The organism is Kitasatospora aureofaciens (assembly GCF_019192735.1).
GTDB lineage: Bacteria > Actinomycetota > Actinomycetes > Streptomycetales > Streptomycetaceae > Kitasatospora > Kitasatospora aureofaciens_A.
The window spans coordinates 53693-66329 of the sequence record NZ_JAHTKP010000014.1 but is presented as its reverse complement, the minus strand read 5'-3'; the positions used below and the strand labels follow the sequence as shown (position 1 = coordinate 66329).

At 70.5% G+C, this 12637-nt stretch carries 8 protein-coding genes; 6 read left to right on the top strand and 2 right to left on the bottom strand.

Features of this window, described 5'->3' with window-relative positions; all coding sequences use genetic code 11:
• Positions 1-6: 6 nt before the first annotated feature.
• Positions 7-2469: a transglycosylase domain-containing protein gene (locus KV557_RS16935; protein ID WP_218201025.1), complete on the bottom strand. Its 2463-nt coding sequence runs from the start codon at positions 2467-2469 to the stop codon at positions 7-9.
• 515 nt (positions 2470-2984) lie between these two features.
• Between KV557_RS16935 and KV557_RS16930 the strand changes: the two genes are divergently transcribed.
• The 5 genes from KV557_RS16930 to KV557_RS16910 all read left to right on the top strand — a co-directional run bounded on the left by KV557_RS16930 (position 2985) and on the right by KV557_RS16910 (position 8210).
• Positions 2985-3686: a PadR family transcriptional regulator gene (locus KV557_RS16930; protein WP_218201023.1), complete on the top strand. Its 702-nt coding sequence runs from the start codon at positions 2985-2987 to the stop codon at positions 3684-3686.
• 126 nt (positions 3687-3812) lie between these two features.
• Entirely contained in the window at positions 3813-4895 is a 1083-nt protein-coding gene (locus KV557_RS16925) for an inositol-3-phosphate synthase (RefSeq protein ID WP_218201021.1), read from the top strand.
• 248 nt (positions 4896-5143) lie between these two features.
• Positions 5144-6481, top strand: a complete 1338-nt coding sequence (locus KV557_RS16920) for an MFS transporter (RefSeq protein WP_308129934.1) — start codon at positions 5144-5146, stop codon at positions 6479-6481.
• A gap of 97 nt (positions 6482-6578) precedes the next feature.
• Entirely contained in the window at positions 6579-7217 is a 639-nt protein-coding gene (locus tag KV557_RS16915) for an LppU/SCO3897 family protein (protein ID WP_218201017.1), read from the top strand.
• 222 nt (positions 7218-7439) lie between these two features.
• Positions 7440-8210 carry an LppU/SCO3897 family protein gene (locus KV557_RS16910; RefSeq protein WP_218201016.1) on the top strand — a complete coding sequence of 257 codons (771 nt, stop codon included), beginning with the start codon at positions 7440-7442 and terminating at the stop codon, positions 8208-8210.
• Positions 8211-8282: 72 nt separating this feature from the next.
• Here KV557_RS16910 and KV557_RS16905 read toward each other — a convergent pair whose 3' ends face one another.
• The gene (locus tag KV557_RS16905; protein ID WP_218201205.1) at positions 8283-9707 is read right to left on the bottom strand and encodes a CCA tRNA nucleotidyltransferase; all 1425 of its coding nucleotides are present in this window, start codon (positions 9705-9707) and stop codon (positions 8283-8285) included.
• 404 nt (positions 9708-10111) lie between these two features.
• Here KV557_RS16905 and KV557_RS16900 point away from each other — a divergent pair, with 404 nt between their 5' ends.
• The gene (locus KV557_RS16900; RefSeq protein ID WP_218201014.1) at positions 10112-12613 is read left to right on the top strand and encodes a DUF6049 family protein; all 2502 of its coding nucleotides are present in this window, start codon (positions 10112-10114) and stop codon (positions 12611-12613) included.
• Positions 12614-12637 lie beyond the last annotated feature (24 nt).

Sequence of the window (12637 nt, the reverse complement as noted above, 5' to 3'; positions counted from 1 at the left end):
GGGCACCTACCCCGCGCTCTGGGCGCCGCCCGTCGAGGTACTCGACGGCGTCGGCTTGCCGGGCTTGCTCGGCGCGGTGGTGTCCGTCGGCTGCGTTGTGGGCTGCGGTGACGGGCACAGGAGCACCACGCAGCTGCTCGTCGGACCGGGGCGGGTCTTCGTCGGCTGGCTCGGCTGCGGGGCTGGGCAGTCGACGCCCGGGACGCAGCCGCCCTGGGTGGGCACCGGCGGCTGCGGCTGGTTGCCGCCGCCCGGCTGGGGCTGGTTGCCGCCGTTCGACGGCTGCGTGGCCGGGGCCGACGGGGTCTCGATCATGGTCTGCGTGGCGGTGGCGGTCGGCGACACCGGGGCGCCCGAGGAGTCCACCTCGCTGCCGATCGGGGTCGGCGACGGGAAGTCCATCTTCTTCTCGTTCGCCAACGCGTCCTTCATGTACCGGGTGAAGACCTCGGTCGGGATGTCACCACCGTGGACGGACTTGTTGCCGCCGGTGCCGTTGAGCGAGAGCCGCACGTGGTTGGACGGGTCCTCGCGCCACATCCCGACGCTGGTGACCAGCTGCGGGGTGTAGCCGACCCACCAGGCCGACTTGTTCTCGTCGGTGGTACCGGTCTTCCCGGCCACCGGGCGGCCGAGGGCGGTGCTCTTCGAACCGGTGCCGTTCTTCGCCACGTTGACCAGCACGTCGGTGACGTTGTCCGCGACGGCCGGCTCCAGCGCCTGCTTGAAGTCGGGCTTCTTGAAGCCGGGCCGCTCCACGCCGTTCACCTCGACCTTGGTGACCGAGTACGGGTCGGCCTCCTTGCCGCTGGCGGCGAGCGTCCCGTAGGCGGTGGCCATGCGGATCGGGCTGATGGTCGAAGTGCCGAGCGGGAAGGTCGGGGTCTTCGGGTCGGTCAGGCTGTCCTTGCGGATGCCCATCTGCACGGCGATGTCGGCCACGTTCTGGCCGCCGACGTCCTGGTTGAGCTGGACGAACGGCACGTTGTACGACCACTGCATGGCCTGCCGCAGCGAGACGTAGCCGCGCTTGCCGGCGTCCTCGTTCTTCTGGCGGTAGGGCTTGCCGTCGTCGCCGATCACCAGGGAGCCGTCCGGCTTGCGGATCTGGGACATGTCGTCGGCGAGGTAGCGGCTGTCGGCGCTGATCCGCTTCGGCTTGCCGTCGTCGCCCTTGGCGGTCTGCACGCCGACCTGCATCGCGGTGGCCAGCACGAAGGGCTTGAAGGTGGAACCGACCTGGACACCGCTCGCATCGGCGTTGTTGTCGAAGTGGCCGTTCTCCACACCGTCACCGCCGTAGAGGGCGACGATCGCGCCGTCGCCGGGGCGGATGCTGGCTGAGCCGAACTGGATGAACTTGTCGTTGTCGGGGCGCTTCTGCGGGTCGAGCGTCTCGGCCTTGACGCCGTCGACGGCCTTCTTCAGGGCGTCGACCTTGTCCTTCTCGAAGGTGGTGTAGACCTTCAGACCGCCCTTGTCGATCAGCTGCGGGGTGATCGAGGGGTCCTTGGTCACGATGTACTTGTTGACGGTGTCGACCAGGTAGCTGACCTCACCGTTCATGTTGCTGGAGGTCTTCGACGCGATCGGGTCCGGGAACGTGGTGCACTTGGCGCGCTCCTCGGGGGTGGCGTTGTGGGTGATCACCATCCGGTCGAGGATCCACTTCCACCGGTCCTCGGCCCGCGGCTTGTTGGCCGGGTTCGTGGGGTCGAAGTACGTCGCGCCCTTCAGCAGACCGGCCAGCATGGCGCTCTGGCAGAGGTTGAGGTCCTTGGCGTCGACGCCGTAGTACGCCTGGGCGGCGGCCTGGGCGCCGTTCGCACCGCGGCCGAACCAGCTGGTGTTGAGGTAGCCCTTGAGGATGTCGTCCTTGCTCTTCTGCTGATTGAGCTTCAGCGTGATGAAGAACTCCCGGAGCTTGCGGCTCAGGGTCTGCTCCTGGCTCAGGTAGGCGTTCTTCACGTACTGCTGAGTGATCGTCGAGGCACCCTGGGTCTGGCCGCCCTTCGCCATGTTGTAGACGGCGCGCAGCATGCCCTTGGGGTCGATGCCGCTGTCGGTGCGGAAGGTCTCGTTCTCCGCCGAGATCACGGCGTTCTGCAGGGTGGGGCTGATGTCGTTGAGCTCGACGATCTGACGGTTGGTCTCGCCCTTGCGGGTCATCTCCGAACCGTCGGCCCAGTAGTAGATGGTGTTCTGGTCCTTCACCAGGTCCTTGAGCTGCGGGACCGTCGTGGTCTGGTAGAGGTAGAACACGAGGCCCACGCCGGTGGCGAAGAACAGCAGGAAGGCGCTCAGCCACTGCTTCCAGGACGGCAGCCAGCGCCGGACGCCGGTCTTGCCCCACCGGGGGTAGTCGATGAAGCGCTTCTTGCCGGGGCCGGAGGCCGCCGCCGCAGCGGCACCGCGCCGACCACCGTCGCCGCCCTTCTGCCCGGCCTTGCGCATCTCGGCACGGGTCATCCGGGGTTGCTGAGCGGTCTCCCGCAGGCCCGAGGGCCGCCGGCGGCCCATTCCCTCCGAGCTCAGCTCGTCGCGACCGGGTTCGCCCCGACGGCCTCCGCCTCCCGGGGGCTGCTGCCCGTCACCGCCCGGGTTGGGCGACCTTCGCCGTCGTTCGCTCATGTTGCAGCCACTCCTCGCCAGGCGGTTCCAGCCTGAAGGCAGGGTTCACGTTCGATGCCCGCCAACCGCCCTAACCCCGGAGGTGGTCCTCGTGCACACGCGACAGCGTACGCAGCCGAGAATCACAACTAATCGGGCATCAGCTGCCAATAACCGCAAAACGGCGACAGATCATTACACGCCCGTTGCCAACCATCCCCGCGCGTCGGCTTGTGATCACATTCACGCGTGCCCCCCTTGCCCCTTTCGAGGGCCAGGTTTACTGTTCTCGATATATCGAGCCGATACATCGAAGCGGCATACCGCCGGACACGGCGGCCGGACACCGGTCGAAGGGAAGGAGGACGACAGCATTGGGCAGGCGCTCAGGAGTGCTGGAGTTCGCCGTTCTCGGCCTGCTCCATGACGCCCCGATGCACGGGTACGAGCTGCGCAAGCGGCTCAACGTGCTGCTCGGTTCGTTCCGTGCCTTCTCCTACGGAACGCTCTACCCCTGTCTGAAGAGCCTGGTCGCCCAGGGTTTCCTGGTCGAGGACAACCCGGACGTCGAGTACGTCCCGGCCACCGCGCTCAACGGCAAGCGGTCCAAGATCGTCTACCGGCTCTCCCCGGAGGGCAAGCAGCGCTTCGAGGAACTGCTCGCCGACTCCGGCCCCGACGCCTGGGAGGACGAGCACTTCGGCGTCCACTTCGCGTTCTTCGGCCAGACCGACCGGGCAGTGCGGATGCGGGTCCTGGAAGGGCGCCGCAGCCGGCTGGAGGAGCGCCTGGAGCGGATGCGCAACTCGCTGGCCCGGGCCCGCGAGCGGTTCGACGACTACACCGTCGAGCTGCAGCGGCACGGACTGGAGTCGGTGGAGCGCGAGGTCCGGTGGCTCAACGAGCTGATCGAGACCGAGCGGGCCAACCGCACCGGCCGGACCGGGCCCGCCACCGGCGGGAACACCACCGCCGTACCCCCCAAGACTTCGGACGGCCGTGGCCAGGAGGACGGGTCCGTGGACCCGCCCGGGCCACCGTACGACCGCCCGGGGCGCTCCGCCCAGGAGCGCTGACACCGCGTCAGCCCTGTGCCACGCGGCAGGAGTGGGCGCCTCGCGCCCGTACAAGCAGTCATCGAAGAAGCAGGACGAGTGCCGCCGACCTCGGCGGTCCTCATGAGATCACAGGGAGCAACCGGAATGGGTTCGGTTCGCGTAGCCATCGTGGGCGTGGGCAACTGCGCCGCGTCGCTGGTGCAGGGTGTCGAGTACTACAAGGACGCCGACCCGGCCGGCAAGGTCCCCGGGCTGATGCACGTCCAGTTCGGTGAGTACCACGTCCGTGACGTGGAGTTCGTCGCCGCGTTCGACGTCGACGCCAAGAAGGTCGGCTTCGACCTGGCCGACGCCATCGGCAACAGCGAGAACAACACCATCAAGATCTGCGACGTGCCGCCGACCGGCGTGACCGTCCAGCGTGGCCACACCCTCGACGGCCTGGGCAAGTACTACCTGGAGACCATCGAGGAGTCCGACGAGGCCCCGGTCGACGTCGTCCGGGTCCTCAAGGACAAGCAGGTCGACGTCCTGGTCTGCTACCTGCCGGTGGGCTCCGAGGCGGCCGCCAAGTTCTACGCCCAGTGCGCCATCGACGCCAAGGTCGCCTTCGTGAACGCCCTTCCGGTGTTCATCGCGGGCACCAAGGAGTGGGCGGACAAGTTCACCGAGGCCGGCGTGCCGATCGTCGGTGACGACATCAAGTCCCAGGTCGGCGCCACCATCACGCACCGCGTGATGGCCAAGCTGTTCGAGGACCGCGGTGTCATCCTCGAGCGCACCATGCAGCTGAACGTCGGCGGCAACATGGACTTCAAGAACATGCTGGAGCGCGAGCGCCTGGAGTCCAAGAAGATCTCCAAGACCCAGGCCGTCACCTCGCAGATCCGCGACCGCGAGCTGGGCGCCAAGAACGTCCACATCGGCCCGTCGGACTACGTGGCCTGGCTGGACGACCGCAAGTGGGCGTACGTCCGCCTGGAGGGTCGCGCGTTCGGTGACGTCCCGCTGAACCTGGAGTACAAGCTGGAGGTCTGGGACTCCCCGAACTCCGCCGGTGTCATCATCGACGCGGTGCGCGCCGCGAAGATCGCCAAGGACCGCGGCATCGGTGGCCCGATCCTGTCGGCCTCCTCCTACTTCATGAAGTCGCCGCCGGTGCAGTACTTCGACGACGAGGCCAAGGAGAACGTCGAGAAGTTCATCCGCGGCGAGGTCGAGCGCTGAGCGCAGCGAGGTTCGCGACTGTCGAGTACTGAGCGCTGAGCAAAGCGAAGTTCGCGACTGTCGAGTACTGAGCGCTGAGCAAAGCGAAGTTCGCGACTATTGAGCGCTGAGCGCTAAACGCTGCTGACGGTTCATAGCCGCTCATAGCCGCTCGGAAGGGCCCACGATCACGAGATCGTGGGCCCTTCACCGTTTTTCGGCGAATGTTTCACGTGAAACAGCGGCCGGATCCATGGCACTCTGGGCGGGTGGCGATCACCGAGAACGGCAGCACCCACCAGTCCGCGCACCACGCCACGCTTCTCGATCTGCTCCGGGGCCGCGACTTCCGGCGGCTGCTGACCGCCCGGGTGCTCTCCCAGCTCTCGGACGGCGTTTTCCAGGTCTCGCTCGCCGCCTACGTCGTGTTCTCCCCGGAGAAGCAGTCCTCCCCCGCCGACATCGCCTCGGTGCTGGCCGTGATGCTGCTCCCGTTCTCGGTGATCGGCCCGTTCGCCGGGGTCCTGCTGGACCGCTGGCGCCGCCGCCAGGTGCTCTACATCGGCAACCTGGCCCGCTTCGGGCTCGGGCTGGCCACCGGGGCGCTGCTGCTGGCGGAGGCGCCGACCTGGCTGTTCTTCGCCTCGGCGCTGCTGGTCACCGCGCTCAACCGGTTCATCCTGGCCGGCCTCTCCGCCGCCCTGCCCCGCGTGGTGCGGCAGGAGCAGCTGGTCACCGCCAACGCCCTCTCCCCCACCCTCGGCACCGTCGCCGCCGCCCTGGGCGGGGGCATCGGCTTCCTGCTGCACCAGGTGATGACCCCCGGGCCGAAGGCGGACGCCGCGCTGGTCACGGTGGCCGCGCTGCTCTACCTGTCGGCCGCGCTGGCCGCCCGCCGGATGGACCGCGACCTGCTCGGCCCCGAGCACCGCGGCGACCACCCGGCGCTCGGCCAGGCCCTGGTCCGGGCCACGGTCGAACTCGGCGCCGCGGTCCGCCACCTGGTGCGGGACTGCCGGCCCGCCGTGCACGCGCTGGCCGCCGTCACCGCCGCCCGGTTCTGCTACGGCGTGCTGATCGTGGTCGTGGTAATGCTCGCCCGGTACACCTTCAACAGCCCGACCGACAGCGCGGCCGGGCTCGTCACCCTCGGCCAGGCGGTCGGCCTGTCCGCCGCCGGGTTCTTCATCGCCGCGGTGGTCAGCCCGTGGTGCACCCGCCGGCTCGGCCTGGCGGGCTGGATGACGGCCTGCCTGGTGGCGCCGGTGGTCTTCGTCCCCGCGCTGGGGCTGAGCTTCGCGCTGGTGCCCTGCCTGGCGGCGGCGCTGCTGCTCGGGGTGGTCACCCAGGGCACCAAGATCTGCGCGGACACCGTGGTCCAGGAGTCGGTCGAGGACGACTACCGCGGCCGGGTGTTCGCCATCTACGACGTGCTCTTCAACGTGGCCTTTGTGGCAGCCGCCCTGGTCACCGCACTGGTGCTGCCGCTGTCCGGCCGGTCGGTCGCGGTGGTCGTGGGGGTGGCGGCGGTGTACGCGCTGACGGCGGTCCTCTACTTCCGGGCGGCCCGGCGGTCCGGGCCGCTGCCCGGTGACCGGACCTCCTGACATCCCGTGGGGCCTCGAAACGGGTAGCGTCCGAGCGGGTCGCTAAGGTACGTCAGACCTGTCGGAGCGACAGCACTCGGTCACGGGGGACTACCTGATGAGCACACCGCCCGGCCCGTTCGGGCCGCCACCGCAGTACGGGCCGCCCCCGCAGGCCCCGCAGTACGGCCCTCCGCCGCAGTACGGAGCTCAGCCGTACGGCCCGCCCCCGCAGGTGCCCGCGCAGCCAGGACCGCCCGGCTACGGGCCGCCGCCGCCCGCGTACGGTCAGCCGCAACAGCAGCCGTACGGCCAGCCGGCTCCGCCGCCGTACGGTCACCCGGCTCCACCCGCAGGCCCCAACGGCTACCCGCAGCCCGCCGCGCCCGCCACCGGGCCGGCCGGGAAGCGCAGCATCCGGTCCAGGCTGAAGCTCGTCGGCGTCGTCCTCAGCGCCATCGTGATCGCCGTCGGGTACTTCGTCAGCGGGCCGAGCGTCAGCAGCGCGAAGCCGGGCGACTGCGTCCGGGTGGGCGGCTCGCGCGATGTCGAAATCGTCAAGTGCACGGATTCCAAGGCGAATTACCGGGTGCTGTCGAAGTTCGACGACACCACCGACACCAACCGCTGCCGGCAGACGCCGGGGACCACCAGCACGGTCTCCGGCAAGAGCGGCCGCCGCTGGAACAAGAAGCGGTACGTGCTCTGCCTCGGCCCGCTGCGCCCTGCCGGCGTCCCGCCGGTCGGGACGTCCTGACCTCTCCTTACTCCGTCACCGTCACCTCTTCCCCGGGGGACCTCTTGTCCGTTCCGCCTCCCCAGATGCCCTACGGCGCCCCGCCGCCCAACGACGCCAACCCGTACGCCGCCGGCTGACCAGGCGTACGGCTACCCCCAGCAGGCCCCCGGCTACGGCTACCCGGCCGCGGCGCCCCAGGGCGGCGGCCCGGTCTGCCGGTTCTGCGGCGGTTTCCCCGCCGTGGAGACCACCGTCCGCGGGCACCAGGGCATCATCGTGATCATGCGGTTCCTGAAGCAGCACGGGCCGTTCTGCCGGGTCTGCGGCGACGCGACCGTGCGCAACATGTCCGCCCGCACCCTGGTCCAGGGCTGGTGGAGCTACCCGGGCGCGGTCTTCACGATCGTCACCCTGCTGCTGAACCTGGGCGCCCACAACAAGATCAAGCAGCTGCCGCCGCCCGCCCCCGGCACCCACGGCCCGCAGCTCGACCCCGGCGTCCCGCTGTCCAAGCGCCCGCACATGTTCATGCTGCTGCTGCCGGCCGGCTGGATCATCACGGTGATCGCCCTGATCGCCACCGGCGCCCTGTCCCCCAAGAACGACCCCGGCCCGGTCCACCCGATCGTGATGCCCAGCGTGTCGGTGCCGCCGATGCCCACCTATTCGCCGCAGCCGGTGCCCATGCCGACGTACACGCTCCCGCCGTTGGTCACGCCGACCCTGCCGCCCGTCCCCGTCGCGACGCCGGAGGTCATCGACCAGGCCAAGGCGGGCGACTGCCTGCGCAACGAGAACGGCACCACCGCGACACACGACCCCAACCCCAGGATCACGATGCTGGCGTGCAGCGACTCGCGCGCCCAGTACAAGGTGCTCTGGAAGTACCTGGCCACCTCGGACGAGAAGGTCTGCGACCAGCAGCCGAAGGCCGACAGCAACTACATCCGCAAGTACTCCGGGTCACCGGCCCTGAGCTACGTCCTCTGCCTGCAGAGCATCAACAACTGAGCAGACACACGTGAGGGGTGGTCCCGGGTCCCGGGACCACCCCTCGTCGCACGGCTCAGCTCATCGCACGGCTCAGCCCTGCTGCTCCGCCCACCAGGCGCGCAGCGCGGCCACCGCCTCGTCGTGCTCCATCGGGCCGTGCTCCAGCCGGAGTTCGAGCATGTGCTTGTACGCCTTGCCGACCTGCGGGCCGGGCTTGAGGCCGAGCAGCTCCATGATCTGGTTGCCGTCCAGCGCCGGGCGGACGGCGTCCAGCTCCTCCTGGGCCTTCAGCTCGCCGATCCGCTCCTCCAGGCCGTCGTAGGTGCGCGCCAGCGCCGTCGCCTTCTTGCGGTTGCGGGTGGTGCAGTCGGATCGGGTGAGCTTGTGCAGGCGCTCCAGCAGCGGCCCGGCGTCGGTGACGTAGCGGCGCACCGCGGAGTCCGTCCACTCGCCGCCGCCGTAGCCGTGGAAGCGCAGGTGCAGCTCGACCAGGCGCGAGACGTCCTCGGTGAGCTCCTTGGAGTACTTGAGCTCGCGCATCCGCTTGCGGGTCATCTTGGCGCCCACCACCTCGTGGTGGTGGAACGAGACCCGGCCGTCCGACTCGAAGCGGCGGGTCCGCGGCTTGCCGATGTCGTGCAGCAGCGCGGCCAACCGCAGGGTGAGGTCGGGGCCGTCCTGCTCCAGGTCGATGGCCTGCTCCAGGACGGTCAGCGAGTGCTCGTAGACGTCCTTGTGCCGGTGGTGCTCGTCCTTCTCCAGCTGCAGCGCGGGCAGCTCGGGCAGCACGTACCCGGCCAGGCCGGTGTCGACCAGCAGCCGCAGGCCCTTCACCGGGTGGGCGGCCAGCAGCAGCTTGTTGAGCTCGGCCTGGACCCGCTCGGCCGAGACGATGGTGATCCGCTCGGCCATCGCGGTCATCGCGGCGACGACGTCGGGGGCCGGGTCGAAGTCGAGCTGGGCGGCGAAGCGGGCGGCGCGCATCATCCGCAGCGGGTCGTCGGAGAAGGACTCCTCGGGGGTGGCGGGGGTGCGCAGCACCCGGGCCTCCAGGTCCTCCAGGCCGCGGTGCGGGTCGACGAAGCCGCGCCCGGGCAGGTCGACGGCCATCGCGTTGACGGTGAAGTCCCGGCGGACCAGGTCCTGCTCGATGGTGTCGCCGTAGGTGACCTCGGGCTTGCGCGAGGTGCGGTCGTACGCCTCGGAGCGGTACGTGGTGATCTCGATCAGGAAGGAGCCGTGCGGGGTGTCCTTGCGGGCCCCGACCGTGCCGAAGGCGATGCCGACGTCCCAGACCGCGTCCGCCCAGCCCTTGACCAGCTTGAGGACCTGCTGCGGGCGGGCGTCGGTGGTGAAGTCCAGGTCGTTGCCGAGCCGGCCGAGCAGCGCGTCCCGCACCGAGCCGCCGACCAGCGCCAGCCGGTGGCCGGCCGCCTGGAACCGGCGGGCGATCTCGTCGGCGACCGGCGACACCCGCAGCAGCTCTTGCAGTCCCAAGGCCTGGGCCTCGCTCAGGCCCGGTACGACCTGGGTCGCGGTGCTGGAAGGATGGGTGGCGGCGGTGGGCTCATTGGCAGTGGACACGGCTCACAAGGGTACGTGCCCCGGCAGGTCAACCGCCCGCGCGTTTTGGGCGTCTCACCCCAAGGCCCGCAACACCGCACCATGGGCTGCATCGTTACCATGCCGGTGGACGAGTCTCGGGCACCGGACAGGGGATGCGGTGCCGCGGGCCACCACGGCCGGCCGGGCGACCGGAGGCCGCACTCTTCACGGCTGCCTTTCCCGGCTGCTCCGCACGGCCGATCGCCTCGGCCCGCGGATCATCCGCGGCATCGAGCGGGCGGACAGCGTCAAGCGAACAGCACCAAGCGAACAGCATTCATCAGCAGCGAGCGAGAACGGCGAGGGCGAAACGAGTGAGTGAGCCGGCACGGCACTCGGGCCTGGGAGCGTACGGACGGCCTGGACGGCCCGGGAGCCCCGCCGACGGGCGGCGGCCGGGGCGCCGCACGGCCCGGCGGCTCGCGGCCGCCCTGGGGGCCGCGCTGGCACTGTTCACGGCCGCGCCGGCCGTCGCACTGCCCGCCGGGGGTTCCGTGCCGGAGGCGGACGGCGGGGTCTCGGCCGAGTCCCCGGTGGTCATGACGATCGACACGGTGAGCCCGCAGGTGGCCGCCCCGAACGGCACCGTGACGATCACCGGGCACGTCACCAACGGCGGCAAGTCGGTGCTCAAGGGCGCCCACGCGGCCGTGCGCAAGCCGTGGTCGGGCAAGCCGCTGCAGCAGCGCAGCGAGCTGTCGAGGGTGGCATCCCGCACCACCCCGATCGGCCAGGACGGCGTGGAGCTGGACAGCCCGCAGTACGCGCTGCCCGAGCTGGGCCCGGGCCAGAGCCAGCCGTACACCCTCGGCGTCGCGGTCAACGACCTCCAGCTGAGCGGCGACGGCGTCTACGAACTCGCGGTGGACGCCTGGGGCGCGACCGCCGAAAACCAGCGCGACCGGGCGCTGGGCATCGCCCGGACCTTCCTGACGTACAACGCGAACCCCGGCGACGCCCAGCCGACCAGGATCGCCACGCTCTGGCCGCTCGTGCACGGGCCGGTGCTGGCCGCGCAGACCACCTCCGACAACGACCAGACCGTGTCCGTCCTGCGCAACGACAGCCTCGCCACCGACTTCGCCCCGGGCGGCCGGCTCTACGAGCTGGTGGACACCGGGTCGAAGCTCTCCGGACTGACCTGGGTGATCGACCCTGACCTGCTGGACGCCGCGTTCGCGATGACCAAGCCGTACCGGGTGCAGAAGCCGAACACCGAGGAGTCGGGCAAGCCGGCCAAGGACGACAACACCGTCCCGGGCACCGGGACGGCCGCCGCGACAGCCTGGCTGGACAAGCTGCGGGCCGCCGTCGCCAAGTCCGGCAACCAGGTGGTGTCGCTGCCGTACGCCGACCCGGACGTCGCCTCGATCGCCCACAACGGCTCCGACCTGACCGGGATGAGCACCGCCCTGAACAAGGCCGCCACCGCGGGCCGGCTGACCGTCGAGGGCCGGCTGGCCGTCGACACCCGCTCCGACGTCGCCTGGCCGTACCAGGGCTACCTGGACCAGCAGATCGCCGGGATCACCCAGCAGGCGGGCAGCAGCCTGGTGCTGGTGAACGGCACGAGCATGCCGGAGCCGGACACGCTCAACCACACCCCGACCGCGGTGCGCCCGATCGGCAACGGGCAGAGCGCCGTGGTCGCCGACGACACCGTCTCCGCGCTCTTCGACACCGACCTGAACACCCCGCAGGCGCAGACCCAGGCGACCCAGCGCTTCCTCGCCGAGACCTACGCGATCACCCACGAGCAGCCGCAGAACCAGCGCGGCCTGCTGGTCATGCCGCCGCGCGAGCTGACCGCGAACACCGCCAAGGTGCTGGCGAACGCCCTCCAGACGGCGGCCGGCAAGTGGGTGGAGCCGGTGAAGCTGGACGTGCTGGCGCAGGCCGCGCCGGACCCGGGGGCCACCACCGCCGTCCCGGCCGCCACCGACTACCCGGCCCAGGCCCGCGCGTCCGAGCTGCCGGCGGCCGACCTGAGCGGCACCGACAAGATCCAGAACGACCTGGACACCCTGATGCAGGTGCTCACCCTGCCGCAGCGGGTGCGCGGACCGTTCAGCGCCGCCATGGTCCGGTCGCTGTCCACCGAGTGGCGCACCCAGGCGCCGGACGGCAGCACCTACCGCAAGGGCGTCGCCCAGTACCTCAAGGAGCTGACCGACGCGGTGAAGGTGCCGCCCAAGAGCGTGGTCACCCTCGCCGGGAACACCGGCCAGCTCCAGGTCAGCGTCCGCAACGACCTCACCCAGACGGTCACCAACCTCAAGCTGGTGCTCACCTCGCACCAGCCCAACCGGCTCCGGGTCGGCAAGGAGGAGGAGCTGGTCATCCCGGCCGCGCAGAGCGTCACCGTGCGCTTCCAGGCCGAGGCGCGCAACAACGGCCCGGTCCTGATGACCGCCCAGCTCTGGACCACCGGGCCGAACTCGCGGCCGTACGGCGAGGCGAAGGACTTCCGGGTGGAGGTCACCTCGGTGACCAACGGCGTGCTGTACGTCTTCGCCGGCGGCGTCGTCCTGCTGCTGCTCGCCGCGCTGCGCTTCGTCCGCCAGCGCAAGCGGCGGGCCGGGCAGCCGCACGAGGACGGCGACCAGCCGATCGGGGACACCGGGGCGGGCGGCGCGCCGGCTCCGGACGAGGACCCGGACAAGGACGCCGCCGAGGCTCCCTCCGAAGATCCTTCCGAAGATCCTTCCGAGGGTGCCGACGGCGACCCCGCCGGGGACGGTCCTGCACGGACACCGCGCGACAGCAGCGCGGATGGCCGGGATCGGGCCGCCAGTGATGAGAAGGTTGGTCCTTGAACCGCCGACCCCGCGCCACCGGGC